Annotated in this window: 28 protein-coding genes; 11 read left to right on the plus strand and 17 right to left on the minus strand. The window is 73.9% G+C overall.

Translation table 11 applies throughout. The features are described 5' to 3' along the window. Positions 1 to 2 precede the first annotated feature (2 nt). Positions 3 to 695, plus strand: a complete 693-nt coding sequence (locus tag IEZ00_RS24350; protein WP_189225641.1) for a TIGR03089 family protein — start codon at positions 3 to 5, stop codon at positions 693 to 695. Here IEZ00_RS24350 and IEZ00_RS24355 read toward each other — a convergent pair. Beyond that, a complete protein-coding gene (locus IEZ00_RS24355) occupies positions 692 to 1,105 on the minus strand; it encodes a DoxX family protein (RefSeq protein WP_189225642.1) in 414 nt (137 codons plus the stop codon). The two genes, IEZ00_RS24350 and IEZ00_RS24355, sit on opposite strands and share 4 nt — an antisense overlap. A 130-nt stretch (positions 1,106 to 1,235) precedes the next feature. On the opposite strand from IEZ00_RS24355, the gene IEZ00_RS24360 reads away from it, so the two are divergent. From IEZ00_RS24360 to darG, 3 genes are all read left to right on the plus strand, one after another. Then, positions 1,236 to 1,589 carry an ArsR/SmtB family transcription factor gene (locus tag IEZ00_RS24360; RefSeq protein WP_189225643.1) on the plus strand — a complete coding sequence of 118 codons (354 nt, stop codon included), beginning with the start codon at positions 1,236 to 1,238 and terminating at the stop codon, positions 1,587 to 1,589. An 87-nt stretch (positions 1,590 to 1,676) separates the two neighbouring features. After that, positions 1,677 to 2,384 carry a type II toxin-antitoxin system toxin DNA ADP-ribosyl transferase DarT gene (darT, locus tag IEZ00_RS24365; RefSeq protein ID WP_189225644.1) on the plus strand — a complete coding sequence of 236 codons (708 nt, stop codon included), beginning with the start codon at positions 1,677 to 1,679 and terminating at the stop codon, positions 2,382 to 2,384. Then, positions 2,381 to 3,463 carry a type II toxin-antitoxin system antitoxin DNA ADP-ribosyl glycohydrolase DarG gene (gene darG / locus IEZ00_RS24370; RefSeq protein ID WP_189225645.1) on the plus strand — a complete coding sequence of 361 codons (1,083 nt, stop codon included), beginning with the start codon at positions 2,381 to 2,383 and terminating at the stop codon, positions 3,461 to 3,463. Before darT ends, darG begins: the two co-directional genes overlap by 4 nt. An 83-nt stretch (positions 3,464 to 3,546) precedes the next feature. Here darG and IEZ00_RS24375 read toward each other — a convergent pair whose 3' ends face one another. The 7 genes from IEZ00_RS24375 to IEZ00_RS24405 all read right to left on the minus strand — a co-directional run bounded on the left by IEZ00_RS24375 (position 3,547) and on the right by IEZ00_RS24405 (position 9,699). Beyond that, positions 3,547 to 4,710, minus strand: a complete 1,164-nt coding sequence (locus IEZ00_RS24375; RefSeq protein ID WP_189225646.1) for an acyl-CoA dehydrogenase — start codon at positions 4,708 to 4,710, stop codon at positions 3,547 to 3,549. Positions 4,711 to 4,745: 35 nt separating this feature from the next. Next, positions 4,746 to 5,246: a 5-(carboxyamino)imidazole ribonucleotide mutase gene (gene purE, locus IEZ00_RS24380; protein WP_189225741.1), complete on the minus strand. Its 501-nt coding sequence runs from the start codon at positions 5,244 to 5,246 to the stop codon at positions 4,746 to 4,748. Between the two features lie 17 nt (positions 5,247 to 5,263). Next, the gene (locus tag IEZ00_RS24385; RefSeq protein WP_189225647.1) at positions 5,264 to 6,454 is read right to left on the minus strand and encodes a 5-(carboxyamino)imidazole ribonucleotide synthase; all 1,191 of its coding nucleotides are present in this window, start codon (positions 6,452 to 6,454) and stop codon (positions 5,264 to 5,266) included. 61 nt (positions 6,455 to 6,515) lie between these two features. Beyond that, positions 6,516 to 7,523 carry an ABC-2 membrane transporter-related protein gene (locus IEZ00_RS24390; RefSeq protein ID WP_189225648.1) on the minus strand — a complete coding sequence of 336 codons (1,008 nt, stop codon included), beginning with the start codon at positions 7,521 to 7,523 and terminating at the stop codon, positions 6,516 to 6,518. After that, positions 7,520 to 8,392 carry an ABC transporter ATP-binding protein gene (locus tag IEZ00_RS24395; RefSeq protein ID WP_189225649.1) on the minus strand — a complete coding sequence of 291 codons (873 nt, stop codon included), beginning with the start codon at positions 8,390 to 8,392 and terminating at the stop codon, positions 7,520 to 7,522. The genes IEZ00_RS24390 and IEZ00_RS24395 overlap by 4 nt, the downstream gene beginning before the upstream one ends. Beyond that, positions 8,389 to 8,781: a GntR family transcriptional regulator gene (locus IEZ00_RS24400; RefSeq protein WP_189225650.1), complete on the minus strand. Its 393-nt coding sequence runs from the start codon at positions 8,779 to 8,781 to the stop codon at positions 8,389 to 8,391. The genes IEZ00_RS24395 and IEZ00_RS24400 overlap by 4 nt, the downstream gene beginning before the upstream one ends. A 120-nt stretch (positions 8,782 to 8,901) precedes the next feature. Beyond that, entirely contained in the window at positions 8,902 to 9,699 is a 798-nt protein-coding gene (locus tag IEZ00_RS24405) for a GGDEF domain-containing protein (protein ID WP_189225651.1), read from the minus strand. 149 nt (positions 9,700 to 9,848) lie between these two features. On the opposite strand from IEZ00_RS24405, the gene IEZ00_RS24410 reads away from it, so the two are divergent. Genes IEZ00_RS24410 through IEZ00_RS24420 form a run of 3 tightly spaced genes read left to right on the plus strand, consistent with a single transcriptional unit; the run spans position 9,849 to position 13,268 of the window. Further along, positions 9,849 to 12,134 (plus strand): sigma-70 family RNA polymerase sigma factor, encoded by a 2,286-nt coding sequence (locus tag IEZ00_RS24410; RefSeq protein WP_189225652.1) that lies wholly within the window; start codon positions 9,849 to 9,851, stop codon positions 12,132 to 12,134. A gap of 34 nt (positions 12,135 to 12,168) precedes the next feature. Further along, positions 12,169 to 12,684 carry a GtrA family protein gene (locus IEZ00_RS24415; RefSeq protein ID WP_189225742.1) on the plus strand — a complete coding sequence of 172 codons (516 nt, stop codon included), beginning with the start codon at positions 12,169 to 12,171 and terminating at the stop codon, positions 12,682 to 12,684. 35 nt (positions 12,685 to 12,719) lie between these two features. Then, positions 12,720 to 13,268, plus strand: a complete 549-nt coding sequence (locus IEZ00_RS24420) for a GtrA family protein (RefSeq protein ID WP_189225653.1) — start codon at positions 12,720 to 12,722, stop codon at positions 13,266 to 13,268. 77 nt (positions 13,269 to 13,345) lie between these two features. Here IEZ00_RS24420 and hisN read toward each other — a convergent pair whose 3' ends face one another. Continuing rightward, positions 13,346 to 14,188 (minus strand): histidinol-phosphatase, encoded by an 843-nt coding sequence (gene hisN / locus IEZ00_RS24425; RefSeq protein WP_189225654.1) that lies wholly within the window; start codon positions 14,186 to 14,188, stop codon positions 13,346 to 13,348. 38 nt (positions 14,189 to 14,226) lie between these two features. On the opposite strand from hisN, the gene IEZ00_RS24430 reads away from it, so the two are divergent. Continuing rightward, positions 14,227 to 14,892: a response regulator transcription factor gene (locus tag IEZ00_RS24430; protein ID WP_189225743.1), complete on the plus strand. Its 666-nt coding sequence runs from the start codon at positions 14,227 to 14,229 to the stop codon at positions 14,890 to 14,892. Next, entirely contained in the window at positions 14,892 to 16,166 is a 1,275-nt protein-coding gene (locus IEZ00_RS24435; protein WP_189225655.1) for an ATP-binding protein, read from the plus strand. Before IEZ00_RS24430 ends, IEZ00_RS24435 begins: the two co-directional genes overlap by 1 nt. Here IEZ00_RS24435 and IEZ00_RS24440 read toward each other — a convergent pair. The 7 genes from IEZ00_RS24440 to IEZ00_RS24470 all read right to left on the minus strand — a co-directional run bounded on the left by IEZ00_RS24440 (position 16,153) and on the right by IEZ00_RS24470 (position 21,958). Next, positions 16,153 to 16,449: a hypothetical protein gene (locus IEZ00_RS24440; RefSeq protein WP_189225656.1), complete on the minus strand. Its 297-nt coding sequence runs from the start codon at positions 16,447 to 16,449 to the stop codon at positions 16,153 to 16,155. The genes IEZ00_RS24435 and IEZ00_RS24440 overlap by 14 nt on opposite strands. Continuing rightward, positions 16,446 to 18,785 (minus strand): TNT domain-containing protein, encoded by a 2,340-nt coding sequence (locus IEZ00_RS24445; RefSeq protein WP_189225657.1) that lies wholly within the window; start codon positions 18,783 to 18,785, stop codon positions 16,446 to 16,448. The genes IEZ00_RS24440 and IEZ00_RS24445 overlap by 4 nt, the downstream gene beginning before the upstream one ends. Positions 18,786 to 18,797: 12 nt before the next feature. Next, a complete protein-coding gene (locus IEZ00_RS24450) occupies positions 18,798 to 19,118 on the minus strand; it encodes a WXG100 family type VII secretion target (protein ID WP_189225658.1) in 321 nt (106 codons plus the stop codon). Beyond that, entirely contained in the window at positions 19,115 to 19,579 is a 465-nt protein-coding gene (locus IEZ00_RS24455) for a YbaB/EbfC family nucleoid-associated protein (RefSeq protein WP_372448496.1), read from the minus strand. Before IEZ00_RS24455 ends, IEZ00_RS24450 begins: the two co-directional genes overlap by 4 nt. An 83-nt stretch (positions 19,580 to 19,662) precedes the next feature. Next, on the minus strand, positions 19,663 to 20,592 hold the full coding sequence (locus IEZ00_RS24460; protein WP_189225659.1) for a hydroxymethylglutaryl-CoA lyase: 930 nt from the start codon (positions 20,590 to 20,592) through the stop codon (positions 19,663 to 19,665). Continuing rightward, on the minus strand, positions 20,579 to 21,133 hold the full coding sequence (locus IEZ00_RS24465; protein WP_189225660.1) for a PH domain-containing protein: 555 nt from the start codon (positions 21,131 to 21,133) through the stop codon (positions 20,579 to 20,581). Before IEZ00_RS24465 ends, IEZ00_RS24460 begins: the two co-directional genes overlap by 14 nt. 33 nt (positions 21,134 to 21,166) lie before the next feature. Next, complete coding sequence (locus IEZ00_RS24470) at positions 21,167 to 21,958, minus strand: biotin--[acetyl-CoA-carboxylase] ligase (protein ID WP_229796052.1); 792 nt, start codon at positions 21,956 to 21,958, stop codon at positions 21,167 to 21,169. A 193-nt stretch (positions 21,959 to 22,151) separates the two neighbouring features. On the opposite strand from IEZ00_RS24470, the gene IEZ00_RS24475 reads away from it, so the two are divergent. Together IEZ00_RS24475 and IEZ00_RS24480 are read left to right on the plus strand one after the other, a co-directional pair. Next, on the plus strand, positions 22,152 to 23,783 hold the full coding sequence (locus tag IEZ00_RS24475; RefSeq protein WP_189225662.1) for an acyl-CoA carboxylase subunit beta: 1,632 nt from the start codon (positions 22,152 to 22,154) through the stop codon (positions 23,781 to 23,783). Beyond that, positions 23,780 to 23,989, plus strand: coding sequence for an acyl-CoA carboxylase subunit epsilon (locus tag IEZ00_RS24480; protein WP_189225663.1), 210 nt, complete (start codon positions 23,780 to 23,782; stop codon positions 23,987 to 23,989). Before IEZ00_RS24475 ends, IEZ00_RS24480 begins: the two co-directional genes overlap by 4 nt. 31 nt (positions 23,990 to 24,020) lie before the next feature. On the opposite strand, the gene IEZ00_RS24485 is transcribed toward IEZ00_RS24480, so the two are convergent. Then, positions 24,021 to 24,254, minus strand: a 234-nt coding sequence (locus IEZ00_RS24485; RefSeq protein ID WP_229796042.1) for a hypothetical protein, incomplete at its 5' end; no start/stop codon positions are given.

The raw sequence follows: 24,254 nt of genomic DNA on the forward strand, positions 1-24,254 counted from the left end.
CCTTGACCGTCACGGAAGCCCTGCTCGTCCCGCTGCTGACCGCTTCGGCGCGGCCGCTGATCACCCACTACGACGACGCCGCGGGCACCAGGGTGGAGTTGTCCCGCGCCACGGTGGCCAACTGGGCGGCCAAGACCGCGAACTGGCTGCGTGACGAGCACGACGTGGCACCGGGCGACCCGGTGGCCGTGCTGCTGCCCGCGCACTGGCAGACCGTCGGCGTGCTGCTGGGCGCGTGGTGGTGCGGCGCGTCCGTGGTGGACGCCCCGGCGGGCGCGAAGGTGGCGTTCGTGCCGCCCGGCGGCGAGGCGCCGGGGGCCGACCTGACGGCCGTGGCCTCGCTGCACCCCATGGGACTGGGCTGCGGCGCGCCGGTGGACTACCTGGACGAGGTGCGGGTGTTCGGCGACGACTTCACGCCGTGGCAGCCGGTGCCCGGCTCGACGCCAGCCCTGGGCTGGTCCACAGTGGACGAGGTGGTGGCCGAGGCCCGCACGCGCGCGGCGACGCTGGGCATCGGCCCCCAGTCGCGGGTGCTGTCCACTGTGGAGTGGACGCACCCGGACGGCTTGCTCAACGGCCTGCTGGCCGTGCTGGCGGGCGGCGGGTCGCTGGTCCAGTGCAGCAACGCCGCCCCGGACCTGCTGCCCGCCCGCCGCGACAGCGAGCAGACCACCCTGGACCTGGCGGGCTAGGCGCTCGCCCGCGCCGGAGCGCGGCGGGAGCGCACGAGGCGGTCCACCGACAGGTCGCCGCCGTTGAAGCCCAGCGCCAGCGCGGCCACGCCGAGCGCGAGCACCAGCTCGTACCCGCCCTGGCCGGTCAGCCCGTTGGGCAGGTGCACCAGCACCAGCGCGCCCGCCATGTTCAGCGCCAGCAGCACGCCGACCACCGGCAGCGCCGCGCCCGCGACGAGCATGGCGCCGCCGACCAGCTCGACGATCGCGGCGAACCACGCCGACAGCGTCGGCATCGGCACCCCCATGCCCTGGAACGCCTGAGCGGTGCCGTCGAGGCCCCACTCGGCGACCTTCTGCCAACCGTGGGCGATGAACACCACACCGATGCCGATGCGGCCGACCAGCGCCGTCACGTCCCGAACCATGATCCTCCTCCGACCGATTCCCTCCCGAGCGACGTTATATGAACTTTCAACTTTCTCGGCTCCTTGACAGGGTTCCGACAGGGAGCGTAAGAAAACCTTGTAGTTAAATAACCAAGTGGTTAGGCATGATGTGGCTACCGATCCGCTGAGCCTCACCTTCGCCGCCCTCGCCGACCCGACGCGGCGGGCCATCCTGGCCCGGCTGACCGAGGGCCCGGCCACGGTGAAGGAGCTCTCCGCGCCGTTCGACATGAGCGGCCCCGCGGTGTCCAAGCACCTGCGGGTGCTGGAGCGCGCGGGCCTGATCACCAGGGGCCGCGACGCCCAGTGGCGGCCGTGCGAGCTGGACGCCACCCCGCTGCGCCAGGTCAGCGAGTGGGCCGACGGCTTCCGCCAGTTCTGGGACGCCAGCTACCGCCGCCTGGACGACTACCTCGCCCAGCTACAGGCGAACCAGCCCCCCGACACTGACCACCCCGCCTGACGCCGGGGCCGGCGGGGCACGACTCGACCACGGGCAGAGCGCGTACTCTTCCCCCACTTCCGACCACCGAGGAGACGGTCCGCCTGGATGGCCCACTACCGCACCTCTGGTTTCGCAGCGATCGGCAGCGCCCTGCCCCAGCGCGATCGGCCGCGCGACTGGCTGGTCTGGCACTTCACGCACATCGACAACCTGCCCTCCATCGCGAGAGCAGGCTGCCTGCGCTGCCAGAACCACCAAGAACCGCCGGTCAGCGTGGCGTTGAACAAGGTCAAGGAGCGCCGCGCCTTCACCACCGTCGCCCCCGACAGCGAATACCCGCCGGGTAAATCGGTGGCCGACCACGTGCCTTTTTACATAGCAGCGAAATCACCCATGCTCTTCGTTGTCACAAGAGGTCACCACGACTACTCGGGAGGCGACGGAGAACTGGTATTCCTCGGCCTCACAATTGGCCACATCGCCGATTCCGGGGTAACATGGTGCGCTAGCGACTCCAACGCTGCCCGAAACTTCGTGGAGTTCAGCCGGGAGGTGAGTTCCTTGGGCCGGTTCGTGGATTTCGACCTCCTGTGCCGACGGCAGTGGAACAACACCCCCGAGGACCCCGACCGATCCAGCAGGCGAGCCGCGGAGGTACTGGTCCTGGACCGACTCCCGCTGACCATGATCAGTCATGTCGTGGCGAAGGAGCAGGCCGTCCTGGACAAGGCCCGCTCGATCCTGGACGCCACCGGCGGCACCCGGCGCTACCTCGTGATGCCGGACTTCTACTACGGCCAGGGGGCGCGATGATCGTGCACGGAGTCGGCGATCTCCTGGTTGCCGACGCGGACGCCCTGGTCAACACGGTCAACTGCGTGGGGGTCATGGGCAAGGGCATCGCCCTGCAGTTCAAGCGCCGTTACCCGGAAAACTTCGACGCCTACGCGAAGGCGTGCAAGTCCGGGGAGGTCAGGCTCGGTCACATGCACGTGGTGGAACTGCACTCGATCTCCGGCCCGCGCTACGTGGTCAACTTCCCGACGAAGGGGCACTGGAAGTCCCGTTCGAAACTGGAAGACATCGAGGCGGGACTGGACGACCTGATCCGGGTCATCAGGGACCTGGGCATAAAGTCGATAGCGATTCCACCGCTGGGCGCGGGGAACGGGGGCCTCGCCTGGTCCGAGGTCGAGCCGCTCATTCGCCGGAAGTTGGCCGGTCTGCCGGACGTGCGGGTGATGCTGTTCACCCCGTCCAACGCGGCCCGTCACCTCTCCCCTGATCCGGTGAAGATGACGTGGGGCCGCGCCACGCTCATCGAGCTGATACGCGCGTATACCCGTGCACGACTCGCGGTGGAACCGTGGGAAGACGTGCGGGGCGCGTCGCACCTGGAAATCCAGAAGCTGATGTACTTCGCCCAACTCGTGATGCCACAGCTCACACTGCGCTTCGAGCAGGGGATCTACGGACCCTACAGCGAGCAGGTGCGGCACCTGGTGCAGAGCATGGAGGGCACATTCGTCACCGGCTTGGGTGACGGCACCGCACCGGTGCAGCGACTCGACCCCATCGCCCCCACCGCGGAGGGGGTCGCGGAGGTGGAGAACTACCTGGAGAGGGCGGGCCAGGAGAAGGACATCCGCAGCAGGATCGTCGACCCGGTGATGCGGATGATCGACGGCTTCGAAGGGCCTTACGCGATCGAGCTGATCGCGAGCACGCATTGGGTGGCGCGGCAGCCGGGGTGCGACGACGCCCATGCGGCGTGGCGAGCCATCCAGGCTTGGACGCCGCGCAAGGGCCGCTTGTTCACCGAGCACCACGTGGCCACGGCCTGGGAACAGCTCGACAGGATCGAGCGACTGGTGGCCGACAGCACCGGGTAGTAGTCAGCGGCCTTCGCGGGCGCGCCGGGTAGTACTTGCAGACGCGGGGGCGGCCGGGCGGGGCCCGGCCGCCCGGCCGGAGGTCAGCCGTTGAGCAGGGCGCGGCTCATCACGACGCGCTGGATCTGGTTGGTGCCCTCGTAGATCTGGGTGATCTTCGCGTCGCGCATCATGCGCTCGACCGGGAAGTCGCGCGTGTAGCCCGCGCCGCCGAACAGCTGCACCGCGTCCGTGGTCACCTGCATGGCCACGTCGGAGGCGAAGCACTTCGCGGCGGCGGTGATGAACCCGATGTTCGGCTCGCCGCGCTCGGCCTTCGCGGCGGCCACGTACACCATGTGCCGCGCGGCCTCGATCTTCATCGCCATGTCGGCGAGCATGAACTGCACGCCCTGGAAGTCCGAGATGGCGCGGCCGAACTGCTTGCGCTCCTTGACGTAGGCCAGCGCCGCCTCCAGCGCGCCCTGGGCGATGCCCACGGCCTGCGCGCCGATGGTGGGGCGGGTGTGGTCCAGGGTGCGCAACGCGGTCTTGAGGCCGGTGCCGGGCTCGCCGATGATGCGGTCCGCCGGGATGGTGCAGTTCTCGAAGTGGATCTCGCGGGTGGGCGAGCCCTTGATGCCGAGCTTGCGCTCCTTGGAGCCGACCACGAAGCCGGGGTCGTCCTTGTGCACCACGAACGCGGAGATGCCCTGCGACTTCTTGGGCGCGTCGGGGTCGGTCACCGCCATCACGGTGTACCAGGTCGACTCGCCCGCGTTGGTGATCCAGCACTTGGTGCCGTTGAGCACCCAGTGGTCGCCGTCCAGCCGGGCCCGCGTGCGCATCGACGCGGTGTCCGAGCCCGCCTCGCGCTCGGACAGCGCGTAGGAGGCCATCGCCTCGCCCGCCGCGATGGACGGCAGGACCTGCTGCTTGAGCGAGTCCGACGCGGCCAGGATGATCGGCATGGTGCCCAGCTTGTTCACCGCCGGGATCAGCGAGGACGACGCGCACACGCGCGCCACCTCCTCGATCACGATGCAGGTGGCCACCGAGTCCGCGCCCTGGCCGTCGTACTCCTCGGGCACGTGGACGGCGGCGAAGCCGGACTTCGTCAGCGCCTTGAGCGCCTCGACCGGGAAGCGCTCCTGCTCGTCGACGTCGGCCGCGTGCGGGGCGATCTCCTTGTCCGACAGCGCCCGGACGGCCTCGCGGAGCGCCTCGTGCTCCTCGGCGAGCTGGTAGGTGCCGAAGCTCGGGTCCACCTTGTTACCTCCCAGTAGGACAGCTACCGGCGATGTTAGCGCGCGTTCACCGCGCTGTCCGCTGTGCCGTCCGCAACAGCCCGCAGCGCCGCGTCCTTGGCCAGCACCATCTCCTGCAGCGACGCCTGGAACTCGGCCATGCGCCCCTGCAGCACCGGGTCGGTGGCGGCCAGCATCCGCACCGCCAGCAGGCCCGCGTTGCGCGCCCCGCCGACCGAGACGGTGGCCACCGGCACACCCGAGGGCATCTGCACGATCGACAGCAGCGAGTCCATCCCGTCCAGGTGCTTGAGCGGCACCGGCACGCCGATCACCGGCAGCACCGTCGCCGAGGCCACCATGCCCGGCAGGTGCGCCGCGCCGCCCGCGCCCGCGATGATCACGCGCAGGCCGCGCCCGGCGGCGTCGCGCGCGTAGTCCAGCATCCGCTGCGGGGTCCGGTGCGCGGAGTACACGCCCACCTCGTACGGCACGCCGAACTCGGCCAGCGCGTCGGCGGCGGCCTGCATCACCGACCAGTCCGAGTCGCTGCCCATGATCACGCCAACGTGGGTCACGCCTGTCCTCCGTGGATGTCGTAGCCGTCCAGCCACACGCCGTCGGACAGCCAGCGCGCGGCCAGCCTGGCCCGCTCGCGCACGTCCTCCATCCGCTCCCCCAGCAGCGTCACGTGGCCGATCTTGCGCCCCGGCCGCTCCGCCTTGCCGTACAGGTGCACGTGGGCGTCGGGGAACCGGGCGAACAGGTGGTGCAGCCGCTCGTCGGGCCCCATCTCCGGGGGCTCGGCCGCGCCGAGCACGTTGGCCATCACCACGGCGGGGGCGACCAGGTCGGTCGCGCCGAGCGGGTAGTCCAGCACCGCGCGCAGGTGCTGCTCGAACTGGGAGGTGCGGGAGCCCTCGATGGTCCAGTGGCCGGAGTTGTGCGGGCGCATCGCCAGCTCGTTGACGACCAGGCCGGTGTCGGTCTCGAACAGCTCCACGGCCAGCAGGCCCACCACGCCCAGCTCGTCGGCCACGCGCAGGGCCAGCGCCTGGGCCTCCTCGGCCAGCGGCGCGTCCGGCGCGGGGGCCAGCACCTCGACGCAGATGCCCTCGGACTGCACGGTCTGCACCACCGGCCAGGCCGCCCCCTGCCCGAACGGCGAGCGCGCCACCAGCGCGGCCAGCTCGCGGCGCATCGGCACGCACTGCTCCACCATCAGCGGGGTGCCCGCGGCCAGCAGCTCGGGGACCACCCGACGCGCGCTCTGCGGCGTGTTCAGCATCCACACGCCGCGCCCGTCGTAGCCGCCGCGGATCGCCTTGAGCACGCACGGCCAGCCGTGCCGCGCGCCGAAGTCGAGCACGTCGGCGGGGTCGGTGACCTCCCGGAACGGCGGCACGGGCAGCCCCAGCTCGGCCAGCCGGACCCGCATGACCAGCTTGTCCTGGGCATGCTGGAGGGCTTCCGGGCCGGGGTGGACGCGCACGCCGTCGGCGACCAGCGCGCGCAGGTGCTCCTGCGGCACGTGCTCGTGGTCGAAGGTGATCACGTCGCAGGACTTGGCGAACGCGCGCAGGGCGTCCAGGTCGGTGTGCCTGCCCAGCTCCACGTCCCGCGCGACCAGCGCGGCCGGGTCGGCCTCGGACTCCGCCAGCACGCGCAGCGACTGGCCCAGCGGGATGGCGGCCTGGTGCGTCATGCGGGCCAGCTGCCCGCCCCCGATCATGCCGACCACGGGGAGACGAGTACGGGAGTCCACGGGACCTGGAGTCTACCTGCACAAACGGGCCGCTACCGCGCACCCCCGAGCCCGCCTCCGGTCACACGCGCTGGGAGCGGCGGACGCGGAAGTAGGCGAGCACCAGCAGGCCGACGACCATCACCAGGAAGATCAGGCACTCGATGAACTGGAACGTGGTCATCCGCTCGGCGGGCTGGTAGTCGGTGAAGTACTCGACGATGCCCCGGTCGGTGAGGCAGCGGTCGTACTCCTCCTCGGTGTCGAAGCGCACGACGCAGTCCGTCGGGTACTCCACGACGTTGCCCGCCGCGTCGAGGTGGCCGGATTGCACGTACATCGCGTCCCTGTTCACCTCTGCCCAGTAGCTGGACGATGATCCGCTGATCGGCTGGATGTGGCGCAGCGGGGCTTGGTAGTACAGCCGCCACACGCCTCCGACCAGGACGCGGACCACCAGGAACCCGATGCTCGCCAGCGCCACGGCGGGCATCGTGCGGCGGATCAGCGCGCTGAGCGCGACGCCGAGCGCGAACCCGAACAGCGCGTAGACGACCTGGAGGGCGGGCGCCGTGTCGAACACGAGCGGGCTGGACCTGCCGAACCCCTCGTCCGGGTCGACCGCCGAGTTGACCCCGGTGATCATCCAGCCCGTCACGGCGCCGAGCGCGGCGGCCAGTCCCGCCGCCGCGGCGCCGAGCAGCACGAGCTTGCCCACCAGCCAGCGGGCGGCCGTGAGGTCCTGGCTCCAGGCCACCAGGTGGGTGCGCTGCTCGTACTCGCGGGCCAGCAGCGGTGCCCCCCAGAACGCGGCGAACAGCATGCCGAGGAGCCAGGGCACGACGGCGGACATGGCGACGAGCTGCATCCCGTTCGTCACCACCACGAGCGGCAGGGGCTGCTCGATGCGGCCGGTCAGGGCCATCCACCGCACCAGCGCCATGACCGCCGCGGTGCCCGCGACGACCAGCGCGGTGCCGCCGATCACCCAGCGGTGCTGCCGCCAGGTCAGCCACAGCAGGTCGCCCCACCCCACGGCCGCGCGGACGCGCACCGGGGTCTCGGTCGTGGTGGTCGTGGTGATGGTCATCCCTTCAACCCCTTCCGGGTGGCGGCGAGCTGGGCCAGCACGTAGTCCTCCAAGGTCACCGGGCGCTCGGCCCACTGGCCCGCGACCACCGGCCGGGGCCTGCCCTCGGGCAGCTCGACCAGGAACGTGGACTGGCCGCCGCGGTGCCGGGCCTCGACGACCTTCCCCAGCGCGGGCGGCACGTCGGAGCGCGGGCCCGTGTAGACGACGTGCCTGGCCAGCAGCTCGTCCAGGTCGCCGCCCGCGAGCAGCCTGCCGTGCGCGAGCAGCAGCAGGTGGTCGGCGACACCGCCCAGCTCGGCCACCACGTGGGTGGACAGCAGGACCGTCATGCCGGTCTCGGCCACCTCGCCGAGCAGCTCGGCGGTGACCTCGCGGCGGGCCAGCGGGTCGAGGTTGGCCAGCGGCTCGTCCAGCATCAGCACGTCGGGCCGGGAGCCGATCGCCACCGCGAACGCCACCTGCGCCTGCTGGCCGCCGGAGAGCCTGCCGCACGGCCGGTCCAGCGGGATCTCGAACCGCTCCAGCCAGCGCCCCGCCCGGTCCTGGTCCCACACGGTGTTCAGCCGCGCGCCCATGCGCAGCATCTCCGCGACGGTGAAGTGGCGGTAGACCGGTTTCTCCTGGGACACGAACGCGACCCGGCCCGCCACGCCCGCCGCGCCCTCGTCCGGCCGCAGCAGGCCCGCCAGCACGGTCATCAGCGTCGTCTTGCCCGCGCCGTTGGCCCCCACCAGCGCGGCGACCCGGCCGGCGGGCAGCTCGAACGTGCAGTCGCGCAGCGCCCACTTGTCCTTGTAGCGCTTGCCCAGCGCCTGCGCGCGCACCGCGGTCGCGGCGGCCTCCACGGGTTCGACCACGGTCGTCATCGGACCGCCACCCCTTCTCCGTCGTTGGAGAGCACCGAGCGCACGAGGGCGTCGATGTCCTCGTCGTCCAATCCGGCTTCGCGCGCCTCGCGCACCCACTCGGCCAGCCGGGTCCGCAACCTGCCCATGACCTCGGGGTCGGCGGTGCCCAGGCCCGCCTTGACGAACGTGCCCGAGCCCTGGCGCGCCTCCACCAGGCCGGTCATCTCCAGCTCGCGGTAGGCCTTGAGCACGGTGTTGGCGTTGACGCCGCTGCTGGCCACCACGTCGCGCACGGTCGGCAGCCGGTCGCCGGGGGACAGCCAGCCCAGCCGCAGCCCCTCGCGGACCTGGCGGACCAGCTGCAGGTACGCGGGGAGGCCGCTGGACCGGTCGATGCGGAACTCCACCGCGCCTCCAAAGTGTTCTACTTGACTAGAACACTAGGAGAGCAGAACGCCGGGGAGGGTGTCAACCGAACGGGGATCGGCGGGGACGGGATCGGCGGGGACGGGATCGGCGGGGTGGGGTCAGCGGCTGAAGCGGGTCAGCAGCTGCCCGGCCTCCTCGTAGGTGGCGGGCAGCGACACCGACCGGACCCGCGCCGGACCGGTCGGGCGCACGTGCGGGTCCGCCGCCAGCCGGTGGCCGATCAGCGCGCGCAGGTCGGCCACCCGCGCGGCCAGCCCCCGGTCCCGGCGCAGCAGCACCGCGGCCACCGACGGCCCCAGCGTGGCCACGGTCTCGCCGCCGTCGAACGCCTCGCGCAGCGCGTCCGCCAGCAGCGTCCTGGCCACCACGCGGGACCAGCCGCTCGCGCGGGACAGCTCCAGCGAGACCAGCACCAGCGCGTGGTCCCCCGCGGTGTCCGCCGCGTACACCTCGCGCAGCCGGGTGCGCAGGTAGGAACCGGTCGCCAGGCCGGTCAGCGGGTCCTCGGCGGTGGTCGTGGAGGCCCGCTCCAGCACCACGTCGGCCCAGCCCAGCGCGGTCGCCCGCAGCATCCGCGCGGGCACGGAGTCCACGTTCGCCGCCACCCCGCCCTCCCCGGCGTCCGCTTCGGACAGCACGGCGTGCAGCGCGGCCAGGTCGAGCAGCGTCTCGGCCAGGCCAACACCCGCCTCGGCGCGCGCGGCCCCCAGCCCGGCCAGCGCCGGGCACGGGTCCACCGGGCCGAGCACCGCCCGGCACACGTCGTCCACCGCCGCCGACTGCCAGTCCGCCGGGAACGCCCACCCGGCGGCCAGGGTGGCGGCCCGCCACCGCGACTTCAGCGACCGCGGCCCCTCGGCGACCGAGCGCCGCGCCGCAGCTCCACCCGCACTCACCCGGTTGCCTCCTCGCCCGGTCGGTCCTCGACCGTGAGACGGCGGGGACGTTGCGCCATGACGGCACTTCCCGGACACAGTTGGGGGTTTTCGCGTGACGCTGCCCGATTCGGTCGGTAAGACTGACCGCCACCGAGGGAGGGGGACACGTGGCGACAGTTCCTGCCGGCGTCCAGGGACCATCCGACGCGGAGCTGATCAGCTCCGTGCGCAACGGGGACGTCAAGGCGTACGGGCAGCTGTACGAACGCCACGTGGGCGCCGCCCACAACCTCGCCCGGCAGCTCGCCAGGTCCTCGGCGGAGGCCGACGACCTGGTCTCCGACGCCTTCGCCAAGGTGCTCGACGCGCTGCGCGCGGGTCGCGGCCCGGACGAGGCGTTCCGCGCCTACCTGCTCACCGCGCTGCGGCACACCGCCTACGACAAGACCCGGCGCGACCGCAGGCTCGAACTGGCCGACGACGTGACGGCGGTGTCCGGCGCGGAGGCCGTCACCAGCGTGCCGTTCCGCGACACCGCGCTGGCCGGGCTGGAGCGCTCGCTGGCCGCCAAGGCGTTCGCCAGCCTGCCCGAGCGCTGGCAGACGGTGCTGTGGCACACCGAGATCGAGGGCCAGACCCCGGCGGCGGTCGCCCCGATCCTGGGGCTGACCGCCAACGGCGTGTCCGCGCTGGCCTACCGGGCCCGCGAGGGCCTGCGCCAGGCGTACCTGCAGGCGCACCTGGCGGAGAGCGGCTCCGAGCGCTGCCGCGCCACGGTGGGCAAGCTGGGCGCGTGGACCCGAGGCGGCCTGTCCAAGCGGGAGACCACCCAGGTCGAGGCGCACCTGGACGAGTGCGTGCGGTGCCGGTCGCTGGCGGCGGAGCTGGCCGACGTCAACGGCGCGTTGCGGGCGGTCGTCGCGCCGCTGGTGCTGGGCCTGGGCGCGAGCGGCTACCTGGCCGCCACGGCGGGCGCGGCCAAGGCGGGCACGGCGGCGCTGGCGGCAGGCGGCGCGAACGGGGCGGACGGCGCGGTGAACGCGCTGACCTCCGCGCCCCGGCAGGTGCTCGGCGTGGCGGCCTCGGCCGTGGCGCTGGCCGTCGCCCTGGTGGTCGGGATGAACACCGACGCCCCGCAGCAGCCCCCGGCGGCGCAGTCCCCCTCGCCCGTGCCGACCGCCGGGCCGGGGCAGCCCAGCGCGCCCCCGCCGACCGGCTCGTCCGAGCCGGGCACCTCCCCCGCCACGACCCCGCCGACCACGACCACCACCACCGGGCCGAGCGCCCCCGCACCCGGCGGCGAACCGGCGAACCCCGCGCCCGGCCAGGCGGGTCAGCAGCGGGGGGAACCCACCACCGAACCGCCGCCTCCGGCGCTGGTGTCCACGGTGCCCGACGGGTTCTCCATGTCCACCGGCGGCCCGCCCAGCGAACTGCCCATCACCGTGCGCAACACCGGCCAGTCGACCTCGCCGCCCGCGACGCTGACCCTGTCACTGCCCGACGACGTGCAGGTGGTCGGGCCCGGCAACAACCTGGTCGGCCGGAAGGCGGTGCGCCTGGACGGCGCGGCCGGGCAGACCGTGGGCTGCCCGGCGGGCAAGGGCACGGTGACCTGCTCGACGGACCGGGGCCTGGCCCCCGGCGGCTCGGTGACGTTCATCTTCCGGCTGCTCGCGGGCCCCAAGGCGACCGGCGGCACGATCACCGGGACGGCCACCGCGGGCTCCGCGCTGTCGGTGGCGGTGCGGGTGGAGGTGACCATCCAGCCGAAGAAGTCCTTCGCGATGGACCTGGACGCGCGCAAGTGGCACCACGGCTTCTGGACGCCCCGGCTGGACCTCACCGCGACCAACCGGGGCACCCTCGCGGGCCCGCTGGCGCTGTCGGTCGAGGCGGACCGGAGCGTGCGGCTGTTCGGCGGTCCCGAGGACTGCGAGCGGTCCGAGCACAGCCTGCGGTGCTCAGCGGACCTGGCCCTGGACAGCTCCTACCGGGTGTCGGTGTGGGCGCTCGGGCGGCCCCACCGGGACGCGGCCGTGCGCGTCACCGCCACGCTGGGCGACGTGACGAAGACGGTCGTGGTGCCGGTGCCCCGGTGGCCCGGCCACCGGCCCGACCCGCCGGACGAGCCCGACCCGCCGACCACCGGGCCGTCCCCCACCCCGACCACCACGCTGACCACGGCACCCGGCACGACCACGCGGCCACCGTCGACCGAGCCCTCCCGGCCGCCGACGACCATCACCACCACACCGCCGTCCACGCCCCCGGAGGCCCCTCCGACGACGGTGCCCACGCCACCGTCCACGCCGTCGTCCACGCCGTCGTCCCCACCGTCGAGCGAGCCGGAGCGGCCGTCGGAACCGCCCGCGCCGTGCCGCCCGCTGCTGCCGTGGCTGCCCCCGCCGCTGGACGACCTGCTGCCCGCACCCTGCCGCACCCCTGGCTGATCAGCCGGTCGCCGATCACTAGACTGCCCCGGTGCTGCCAGTCGTCCGCAGGGCTTTGGGCCGTCTTCCGGAACCCGTCCGCTTCCTGCTCCGCAAGCACCGCGAGCTGATCCGGTTCGCCGTCGTGGGCGGCACGACGTTCCTGATCGACAACGGCGTCTGGTACGCGCTGAAGCTGACCGTCCTGGAGCAGAAGGTCGTCACGGCCAAGGCGATCGCCGTGCTGGTGGCGGTGATCTCGTCCTACGTGCTCAGCCGCGAGTGGTCCTTCCACACCAGGGGCGGTCGGGAGCGCCACCACGAGGCCGCGCTGTTCTTCCTGGTCAGCGGGATCGGCATCGGGCTGAACCTGCTGCCGCTGTACGTCTCGCGGCACGTGTTCGACCTGCACGCCGAGATCGCCGACTTCCTCAGCGGCTCGGTGATCGGGATGCTGATCGCCACCGGGTTCAAGTTCTGGGCGATGCGCCGGGTGGTGTTCCCCGAGGCGGACGCCCGGCCCGAGGTGCGCGGGCTGAGCGTGGTGGCCGGGCAGCGGGAAGTGGCCTGAACAGCGCGTTCACCCGTTTTCCGTAGACTGCCCAGGTGTCCGTAGTCGAAAACGTCGTCCACCGCCTGCCCGAACCGCTGCGCTCGGTCGCCCTCAAGCACCGCGAGCTGCTGAAGTTCGCCGTGGTCGGCGGCATCTGCTTCGTGATCGACACCGTCATCTTCTTCGGCCTGAAGACGGTCGTGCTGACCGAGAAGCCGGTGACCGCGAAGGTGGTGGCCACGCTGGTGGCCACCATCGTGTCCTACGTGCTCAACCGCGAGTGGTCGTTCCGGACCAGGGGCGGTCGGGAGCGCCACCACGAGGCCGCGCTGTTCTTCCTGGTCAACGGCATCGGCATCGGGCTGAACTCGCTGCCGCTGGGCGTGTCGCGCTACCTGCTGCACCTCCAGGAGCCGCACGTGAGCAGGCTGGTGGAGGAGATCGCCGACTTCACCAGCGCGCAGATCGTGGGCACCCTGGTCGCGATGGTGTTCCGCTGGTACGGCTACAAGAAGTGGGTGTTCCCCGATGCGGACGCCCGCCCGCGCAAGCGCGTGCCCTCCTACGACTCCGCCGACGACGAGTCCCTCGGCCACTCCTGACCCGCGTCGGCAAGTACTACCCGACCCACCGGAGAGGGCCGTTGACTACTACCCGGCCCGTCGGAGTCGGGTAGTGGTCAACGGCCCTCGGAGGCGACCCCGGTAGTACTTGCCGACGCGGTTCGGAGCAGGGTGAGGGCGGGGTCGTGGAGGTGGCCGTTGGTGGACAGGGCGCTGCCGCCGTCGTAGCGGGGTGCGCCGGTCAGGTCGCTGAACCGGCCGCCCGCCTCGGTCACCAGCACCTGGAGCGGGGCCACGTCCCACGGGTTGACGATCGCCTCGGCGGCGATGTCGATCGCGCCCTCGGCGACCAGGCAGTGCTGCCAGAAGTCGCCGAACGCCCGGTTCTCCCAGGTCGCGTCCACCAGCGCCAGGTAAGCCTCCCGCGAGTGGTGCTCCACCCACGAGCCGAGGTGCGTGGTCGACAGGTAGGCGTCGGACAGCTCCCGCACGCCGGACACGCCGATCCGGCGCTGGCCGGTGGCGTCCGAGGTGAACGCCCCCGCGCCCGCCGCCGCCCACCAGCGACGCCCCAGCGCGGGCGCGCTGACCACGCCCACCACCGGCGCGCCGTCGACCACGAGCGCGATCAGGGTCGCCCAGACGGGTACCCCGCGCAGGAAGTTCTTGGTGCCGTCGATCGGGTCCAGCACCCAGGTCCGGCCGCCCTCCACCGCACCGCCGCGCTCCTCGCCCGCGATCCGGTCCCCCGGCCGCTCGGCGGCCAGCACGGCCCGGATGGCGTCCTCCACGGCCACGTCGGCGTCGGTCACCGGGGTGCGGTCGGGCTTGCGCTCCACGGCCAGGTCGTGGGCCCGGAACCGGGCGGTGGTGATCGCGTCGGCGGTGTCGGCGAGGGCGCGGGCGAGGAGCAGGTCGGCGCTGTGGTCGGTGCTGAGGTCGGCGCTGTGGTCTGGCACATCGCGATCGTGCCACGCCTAGGCTGGGTGCCGTGAGCGTGGTCTTGTTGGCCGAGGACGATCCGGCGATCGCGGAGCCCCTCTCCCGCGCCCTGCAGCGGGAGGGCTACCAGGTGCACGTGGTCGGCGACGGTCCCGGCGCGCTGGAGGCGACCGCGCACGGCGGCGTCGACCTGCTGGTGCTCGACCTCGGCCTGCCCGGCATGGACGGGCTGGAGGTGTGCCGCAGGCTGCGGGCGGGCGGGCGCGGCATCCCGGTGCTGATGCTGACCGCGCGCTCGGACGAGGTGGACTTCGTGGTCGGCCTCGACGCGGGGGCCGACGACTACGTGGCCAAGCCGTTCCGGCTGGCCGAGCTGATGGCCCGCATCCGCGCGCTGCTGCGCCGCCGCGCCCCCGGCACGCTGGAGGTCAACGGCGTGCGGATGGACCTGGCCGCCCGCCGGGTGACCGTGGACGGGCAGGAGGTGCAGTTGGCGAACAAGGAGTTCGAGCTGCTGCGGGTGCTCATCCAGCGCGCGGGCCAGGTGGTCAACCGGGACGAGATCCTGTCCGAGGTGTGGAACGACCCGGAGCTCAAGAGCAGCAAGACGCTGGACATGCACATGTCCTGGCTGCGCCGCAAGCTCGGTGACGTGCGCTCGGTGGAGCGCCGCATCGCCACGGTGCGCGGCGTCGGCTTCCGCTTCAACACCAGCGACTGATGCGCAGCCGCATCCTGCGCGCCATCCTGGTGGCCGTCGCGGTCACCGGCTTCGTGCTCGGCCTGCCCCTGGGCTACACCGCGCTGCGGCTGGTCGACGACGGCGCGCGCGGCGACCTGGCCAGCCGGGCGCAGCGGATCGCCGCGCTGATCGACGAGCAGATCGCCAACAACCAGCCGATCGACCTGGCCAAGGCGGAGATCGGCGTGCCCGAGGGCGGGCACCTGGTGGTCACCTCCGGCGGCGGCAGCCGCGAGCTGGGCAGCTCGCCGGGGCCGGACGCGCTCAGCGTGGAGGTGCCGATCGCGCACCAGGGCACCGTGCGGCTGGAGGTGTCGTCCTCGCCCAAGCGCACCACGCAGTACCAGATGGCGGCGCTGGTGGTGCTGCTGGTCGTGCTGTCGGTGGGCACCGGCACCGTGGTGGCCACGGTCACCGCCCGCGAGCTGGCCAAACCGCTGCGGCACGTGGCGGCGCGCGCGGCGCGGCTGGGCGCGGGCGACTTCCGCCGCGACGAGCGCAGGCACGGCGTGCCGGAGCTGGACCTGGTGGCCGAGGCGCTGGACCGCTCGGCGGCGGCGCTGGCCCAGCTCGTGCAGCGGGAGCGGGAGCTGGTCGGCGACGTGTCGCACCAGCTGCGCAGCAGGCTCACCGCGCTGCAGCTGCGGCTGGAGGCGCTGGCCGAGCACCCCGAGCCGGACACCGCGAGCGAGGCGCGGGCGGCGCTGGAGCAGGCCGAGCGGCTGGCGGAGGTGCTCAACGAGCTGCTGGCCGCCGCCCGCGCGGCCCGCGCCATCGGGGCCGAGCCGCTGGACCTGCGCGCCGAGCTGACCGCCATCGCCGAGGAGTGGCGGGAACCCCTGCGCAGCAAGGGACGCGCCCTGCGGGTGCGGGTGCCCGACGGCCTGCTGGCCCGCGCCACGCCCGCCCGGCTGCGCGAGGCGATCGGCGTGCTGCTGGACAACGCGCTGCGGCACGGCGAGGGCCAGGTCGTGGTGTCGGCGCGGCGCGACGAGGGCACCGTGGTGGTCGAGGTGGCCGACGCGGGCGCGGGCGTGCCGGACGAGCTGGCCGGTCACATCTTCGAGCGCGGCGTGTCCGGCGGCGGGTCGACCGGCGTGGGGCTGGCGCTGGCCCGCGCGCTGGTGGACGCCGACGGCGGGCGGCTGGAGCTGTCCGCGGCCCGGCCCGCGACGTTCGCGGTGTTCCTGCCGGTGCCCAGGGCCGAGGACGTGGTGGGCGTGAGCTGGCGGACCGACCTCACGCCCCGGTAGCGGGCTCCCCAGCGGACTCCCCGGCGGGCTCCTTGGGCAGCGGACCCACCGCGCCGCGCACCACCTGCGACCACACCAGGCGGCCGAACAGGTAGTAGCAGGCGACCTCCTCGCTGGTGAAGCGGGCCCAGTCGTAGCGGTTGCCCTGCTCCCGCCAGAACACCTCGAAGCCCTCGTCGTCGGCCAGCAGGCACCAGGTGTTGTCCGCCTCGACGCCCACCGAGACCACCTCGGCGGGCACGCCCACGGCCAGCAGCCAGCCCTGGATCGACTCGGCGTTCACGACAGCTCCTCCAGGTGGCCCAGCGCCACCAGCTCGACGACCGGGTGCGTGGTCCGGTAGCGCACGCCGCCGCCGTCCTGCCCGAACCACGGGGCGGACAGGGTGAACCAGACCGGCAGCTCCCGGACCACGCGGTAGCGGCGGTACCCGGCGGTCAGCAGCGCGGGCGGCAGGGCGCGCGCGGCGAACGGCGTGCCCGCCTCGGACAGCACCCGCCCCTCGGGCGTGCCGAAGCGGTCGACCTCGGTGCCGGGGGCGAGGACGCCGGGCTGCCCCTGCTCGTAGCCGCCCTCGGGGAACAGCTCGCCGGGCGGCCAGGCGTACTCCGGCGGGTCGGCGCGGACCAGGAACCGGTGGTCCCAGTCCCGCTCGTGCATCCCGGCCTGCGGGTCGTAGCCCTCGACCAGGTGGGCGATGTCGTCCCGGCCCGGTCCGGGGGCGCGGCGCGGCAGGGGCCGGGCGGTGGCGTCGACCAGGTGGCCGTCGGGGTGGCCGCCGGGCTCGAACCGCAGGCCGGCGGCGAAGTCCCGATCGTCGGACGGGGTGGGGAGCTGTCGGGCGGGCGCGCGTCGCGGGGCGGGCAGCGTGCCGCCGGGGAACATCGACAGCAGGAGCAGGGCGGTGGGCTCGTCGCGCGGCTCGGCGGGCGCGGTCGCGCTCGGGGTCGCGGTCGCGGTGACCAGCTCGGTCGGCACCACCGCGCCGAGGCCGCCCGCACCGGGGAGCACCGCCACCGCGCTGTCCTCGGCCGCCGAGGGGACGGGCTCCCGGTCCGGCTTGAGGTCCCGGTCCGGCTTGGCGTCGTGGCCGGTCTTCGTGTCGGGGCCGGTCTTCGCGTCGTGGCCGGTCTTCGCGTCGGCGACCGCTTTCGGGTCGGCGCCTGCCTGGGTGGGCTTGGGTTCGCCGCTGAGCGCGGCGCCGATGCTCTGCCCGGCCCTGGGGTCCTTGGGCAGCGGCTGCCCACCGCGCGGCTCGGCCCGCTGGCCGGGAGCCTGCTGGGCCTGCGCGGCCTGCGCGGCCTGCGCGGGCGCGCTCGCGGGCGGTGCGCCCGCACCGGTCGTGCCGCCGCTCGCGGGTGCCGCGCCCTGACCGCCGAACGCCGGGCCGCCGAACGACGACCCGCCCTGTCCCGACGCGGCGGGAGCCTGCGCGGGCTGGGCGGGCGGGGGCGCGGCCTCGGTGGGCAGCACCGGTCGTTCCAGCAGCGTCGCCGCGGACTGGGACACCGTGTCCGCGCCCCTCGCGGGCACGTCCGGCTGGACGGCCCCGGTCGCGGCGACATCGCCCACCAGCGGCGCGGCGATCGGGTTCACCGCCGGGGCGACCGCACCGGCCACCGCGTCGGTCACTGGAGCCGTCACGGCGGGCGCAGCAACGCCACCCACGATCGGGGCGACAACTTCACCCGCTACGGGGGCGACCACCTCATCCACGACCGGGGCGACGACCTCGCCCACCACGGGCGCGACCACATCACCCACCAGCGGGGTGACGACCTCGCCCACCACTGGCGCGATCACGTCATCCACCACAGGGGCGACGACCTCGTTCACCACGGGGGCAACGACTTCACCCACCACCGGAGCGACTACGTCACCCACCAGCGGAGCCACCACGTCACCCACCAGCGGAGTGACTACCCCACCCACCACGGGGGCGACCACATCACCCACCAGGGGCGCGACGACCTCGCCCACCACCGGGGCGACCACACCGGCCACCGGAGCCGTCACCGCGCCCGCGACCGGGGCGACCACCTCGCCGAGCAAGCCGCCCAGCAGCCCGCCGCGCGCGCCGGGGTCGGCGCTGACCGGGGTCTGCCCGTGCCCGGCCCCCACCTCGCCGTCCAGCCGGACCGCCTCGGCCAGCCGCTGGGTCAGGTGCGCCGCGTTCACCGACGCCCCGCGCACCGCCGTGTCCAGTCCCAGCAGCGCCGTGGGGTGCCCGGCCTTCGCGGCGGTGTTGGCCGCGTCGGTGTTCTTGGCCAGGTCGACCAGTTCGCGCACCAGCTCGACCTTGGCCGCGCCGATCCGCTCGGCGGCGTGGTCGAGGCGGTCGGCCGCCGCGCGGCAGCCCCGCACGACCTCGCTGAGGTGCCCGTCGGGGGCCACGAAGGCGTTCCAGTGCCGCCGCGCCGCGTCGGCGGTCGCGCCGGTCGCGCCGCGCAGCGCCGCGCCCGCCGCCCCGTCGGACTCGCTCGCCAGCGCCGCCAGTTTGGTCCCGGCCTCGCGCCAGGCCGCGGCGGAGGCGCGCATCGCGTCCTCGTCGGCCTTCGGCCACACCACGCCCGCTCGCGCGGCGACCTCGGCCAGTTCGGCAGGCAGCTCGATCCCCATCCCGCCCCCTCGTCAGACCGCGCCGGTGACAGCGCCGAGCGCGGTGCCGTTGCCCTGGTCGACCTCGCGGTAGGTGCGCGCGGTCTCGGCGAAGCGCTCGCCCACCCCGCCGAGCGCGGACGCCAAGCCGTCCAGCTTGCCCAGCACGTCGGCGGCCGGGCCCACGTGGCCCTGCGCGAAGCCGCGGCCGATCGCGTCGTCGCCCCAGCACGCGCCCAGCGAGTCCAGCGCCGCGCCCAGGTCGGCGCTGATCCGCGCCGCGCGCTCGGCGAACGAGCCGAAGTCGGCCGCACCCCGGTCGAGCCGGGCCGGGTCGGTCGCGAAGCCGCTCATCGCAGTCTCCTCACGGGGGCGTCGGCGTCGAGCCAGTCGCGCTGCTCGAAGTCCTCGTCGTCGTCGACGGGCGCGCGGCGCGCGGGCTTGGGCGGGGTGATCTCCTCGGGGCGCAGGTCCGCGGTGCCGCGCACGAGCGCCTCCGGGTCGGTGGCCGAGGGCAGCACCGGGGCCAGGGTGCGGGCGGTGCGCTCGGCGGCCCGCCGCGCCGCCTCCCGCGCGGTGCGCACGACCAGCTCGGCCAGCTGCGCGGGCCGCAGCCGGTAGGCGTGGTCGGCCAGCACCAGGTCGGTCAGCTCGCCGTGCGCGCCGACGGTGGCGGTGACCTCGCCGTCCGGGCTGTCCGCCGAGCAGCTGACCGCGGCCAGCTCGCGCTGCACGGACGCCAGCTGCTCGCGGCCGCGCCGGTAGTCGGCCAGCAGCTGGTCCACCTGCGCGCGGTGCTCGGTCGTCACGGCCACCTCCGGTCCTCGCCGTCGCCGGGCATGGTCGTCGGTCGGGCGTTGGACGTCACGCGCGCCACGCCGGTTCCCACCGGTTCGCGCTACCCCCGCAGGGCCCGCACCACCCGCGACGGGCTGGGCCTGCCCAGCACGCCTGCCAGCCACGCGCTGGTGTCGGCCAGCGCGTCCAGGTCCACGCCGTGCTCGACGCCGAGGCCGTCGAGCATCCACACCAGGTCCTCGGTGGCGAGGTTGCCGGTCGCCGACTCCGCGTAGGGGCAGCCGCCCAGGCCACCCGCCGACGAGTCGACCGTGCGCACGCCCGCCTGGAGGGCGGCGAGGGTGTTGGCCAGCGCCTGGCCGTAGGTGTCGTGGAAGTGCACGGCGAGCGCGCCCACGTCGTCGAAGCCCGCCAGCAGCGCGGTCACCTGGCCGGGGGTGGCCACGCCGATGGTGTCGCCCAGGGACAGCTGCGAGCAGCCCATGTCCAGCAGCCGCTTGCCCACGCCGATGACCTGCTCGCGCGGCACGGCGCCCTCCCACGGGTCGCCGAAGCACATGGACACGTAGCCGCGCACGTCCAGCCCCTCCGCCCGCGCCCGCGCCACCACCGGCTCGAACATGGCGAACTGCTCGTCCAGCGACCGGTTGAGGTTGCGCCGGGCGAAGGTCTCGGTGGCGCTGGCGAAGATCGCGACGTGCCGCACGCCCGCCGCCAGCGCGCGGTCCAGGCCGCGCTCGTTGGGCACCAGCACCGGGTAGCTCACGCCGGGCCGCCTGGCCAGCCCGGCCAGCAGCTCCTCCGCGTCGGCCAGCTGCGGCACCCACTCGGGGCGCACGAAGCTGGTCGCCTCCAGCACGGTCAGCCCGGCGTCGGCCAGCCGGTCCAGGAACTCCAGCTTCACCCCGACCGGCACCACCGACGACTCGTTCTGCAGGCCGTCGCGCGCGCCCACCTCCCAGATCGTCACGCGGTCGGGCAGCCCCGACGCGCCAACGGTCTCGGGCAGACCCACCTCACGCGAGCCCATCAGCCAGCCTCCTGTCCGGGTGGAAGTCGTCACCGGGGTTGCCGCCGGGGTTGCCGCCGAGCCTGCCGCCGGGCTCGCGGTGCAGGGCGGAGCACACCCGCTCGACACCGGGGATGTCGTCCAGCTCCAGCGGCTCGTCCGGGGCCGAGTCGATGATCAGCGTGCCGCAGCCGAGCAGCCGGTCCAGCGGGCCGCACCGGCAGCGCACGCCGCTGATCCGCGACCTGGGCAGGTCCAGGCCGGTGCGCTTGAGCACGCCCTCCCGGTACAGCACGCGGTCGGTGGTGACGACCAGGTGCGTGGTGCGCCAGCGCACCAGCGGCGCCAGCACCAGCCAGGCCAGCAGCACCGCGCCGACCAGGGCCAGCGCCACCCAGGCGGCCTCGGCCCACGAGTTGCCCGCCACCAGCGCCGCCAGGTACGCGCCGCCGCCGACCACGGCGGGCAGCACGACCACCGGCCACAGCAGCACCTTCCAGTGCGGGTGGTGGTGGATCACGACGCGCTCGCCTGGGCCGAGCAGGTCGTCCGGGTAGGCCACGGCGGTCCTCTCAGGTGCGCGCTGGTGCTGGCCTCACCGTACTCGCAGGTGCACCACGTCCCCGGCGGAAACGGCGTGCTCGTCGCCCGCCTCGCCGCGCACCACCAGCGTGCCGTCGGCGCGCACGTCGACCGCCGTGCCCAGCAGCGGCGCGGAGCCCGCCAGCTCCACCCGGACCGGCTTGCCCAGCGTGGCGCAGTGGGCGCGGTACTCGTCCAGCAGCGGGCCCGGCTCGCCGCCGCCCGCCCGCCACGCCGCGTCCAGCGCGGCCAGCTCGGTCAGCAGGGTCGCGGCGACCTCGGCGCGGTCGGCGTCCGCGCCCGCCTCGGCGAAGCTGGTCGGCGGCAAGCCGCCGGGACCGGGCCGCACCTCGGCGGGCAACCTGCCGACGTTGACGCCGATCCCCACCACCACGCCCTGCCCGACGACGGTCTCCGCCAGCACGCCCGCCGCCTTGGCCTCGCCGACGAGCAGGTCGTTGGGCCACTTCACGGCCGCCTCGACGCCGAAGGCGCGGGCCGTGCGCACCAGCGCCACCCCCGCGAGCAGGGTCGTCCAGGGCAGCCGGGCGGGCGGCACGTCGGGCCGCAGCAGGACGCTGAGGTAGAGGCCCCCGCCGGGGGAGACCCAGCCGCGGCCCCGGCGGCCCTGCCCGGCGGTCTGCTCCTCGGCGATCAGGACGGTGCGGTCCGGCGCGCCGTCACGGGCGGCGGCGACCAGGTCGACGTTGGTGGAACCGGTGCTGGCCACCACGTCCAGCGCGGCGTACGGGCCGTGGGGGGCGACCAGCCGGGCCCGCAGCGGCCCGGCGTCCAGAGGCGTGATCACAACCTCGCAGCGTAGGCCCGGAACGCGGGAGCGGCCCGTCCCGCGCGCTTGTCGGAGCGGTGTGGATGGCGGGGCGGGCCGCTGGGACCAGCCTGCAACCTCCAGTGCGGTGGAGGTCAACAGCGGGGCGGTGAGACCTGGGCAACTGATCGGAGGCCGGGCCGTCACACCGTCGCTAAGCTGCCCGTTCATGAGCAGTGCGACCGCCCCCACCGGCGAGGAGCCGGACGTGCACACCACAGCGGGCAAGCTGGCCGACCTCTACCGGCGGATGGACGAGGCCGTCCACGCGGGCTCGGCGCGCGCGGTGGAGAAGCAGCACGCCAAGGGCAAGAGGACCGCCCGCGAGCGGATCGACCTGCTGCTCGACCCCGGCTCGTTCGTCGAGCTGGACGAGCTGGCGCGGCACCGCTCGACCAACTTCGGCCAGGACCGCAACCGCCCCTACGGCGACGGCGTGGTGACCGGCTACGGCACCGTGGACGGCCGCCCGGTGTGCGTGTTCAGCCAGGACGTCACCGTCTTCGGCGGCTCGCTGGGCGAGGTCTACGGCGAGAAGATCGTCAAGGTGATGGACCTGGCGATCAAGACCGGCAGGCCGATCATCGGCATCAACGAGGGCGGCGGCGCGCGCATCCAGGAGGGCGTGGTCTCGCTGGGCCTGTACGGCGAGATCTTCCGCCGCAACGTGGCCGCCTCCGGCGTGGTGCCGCAGATCTCGCTGATCATGGGCGCGAACGCGGGCGGGCACGTCTACTCCCCCGCGCTGACCGACTTCGTGGTGATGGTCGATCAGACCTCCCACATGTTCATCACCGGCCCGGACGTGATCAAGACCGTCACCGGCGAGGACGTGGGCTTCGAGGAGCTGGGCGGCGGTCGCGCGCACAACACCAAGTCCGGCAACGCGCACTACCTGGGGGCCGACGAGGAGGACGCCATCTCCTACGTCAAGGAGCTGCTGTCCTACCTGCCCGCCAACAACATGTCCGAGCCGCCGGTGTTCGACGCGCCGGACGACGTGGTGCACGGGTCGGTCGAGGAGTCGGTGACCGACACCGACCGCGAGCTGGACACCCTCATCCCGGACTCGGCCAACCAGCCCTACGACATGCACGAGGTCATCACCCGCGTGCTCGACGACGGGGAGTTCCTGGAGGTCCAGCCGCTGTTCGCGCCCAACATCCTGGTCGGCTTCGGCCGGGTGGACGGGCACTCGGTCGGCGTGGTGGCCAACCAGCCGACCCAGTTCGCGGGCTGCCTGGACATCGACGCATCGGAGAAGGCGGCGCGGTTCGTGCGCACCTGCGACGCGTTCAACGTGCCGGTGCTGACCTTCGTGGACGTGCCCGGCTTCCTGCCCGGCACCGACCAGGAGTGGAACGGCATCATCCGGCGCGGCGCGAAACTGATCTACGCCTACGCGGAGGCCACCGTGCCGCTGGTCACCGTGATCACCCGCAAGGCGTACGGCGGCGCGTACGACGTGATGGGCTCCAAGCACCTGGGCGCGGACATCAACCTGGCGTGGCCGACCGCGCAGATCGCCGTGATGGGCGCGCAGGGCGCGGCCAACATCGTGCACCGCAAGACGCTGGCCAAGGCGGCGGAGGACGGCGAGGACGTGGACGCGCTGCGGGCCCGGTTGCAGCAGGAGTACGAGGACGCGCTGTGCAACCCGTACGTGGCGGCCGAGCGCGGCTACGTCGACTCGGTGATCCCGCCGTCGCACACCAGGGCGCACGTGGCCAGGGCGCTGGCGGTGCTGCGGGACAAGCGGGAGGCGCTGCCGCCCAAGAAGCACGGGAACATCCCGCTGTGAACGCCGAGCAGCCGCACCTGGAGGTCGTGCGGGGCAACCCGGACGACGTGGAGCTGGCGGCGCTGGTCGCCGCCGTGGCGCTGGTCACCGCCGCCCCCGAGCGGCCGGAGCCGCCGAGGCGGACCTCGGCCTGGGCCGACCGGTCGCGCCAGACCAGGGGCCCCCTCCCGCACGGCCCCGCCGCCTGGCGCTGGAGCCTGGCCTGACCCGCGAACCGAGCGTTGGGGTGCGTCGAGGTCAGCAGTCGACGCGGCGGCTGCCGATCTCGACGCCGCGCTCGCCCAGCACGATCACCTCGCGGCAGCGGACGCCGCCGGGGACGCGCAGGCGCAGGCGCATCCACACGCTGTCCGCCGTCTCGCCCAACCGGGTGTCGAGCACCTCGACTCCGTCGGCGGCGACCGCGGCGGGCACCCGCGACACGTCGCCCTGCGCCCGCGCGGCGGCCGTGACGGCGTCCATCACCCGGTG

Source organism: Saccharothrix coeruleofusca (assembly GCF_014648515.1).
Taxonomy (GTDB): Bacteria; Actinomycetota; Actinomycetes; order Mycobacteriales; family Pseudonocardiaceae; genus Actinosynnema; species Actinosynnema coeruleofuscum.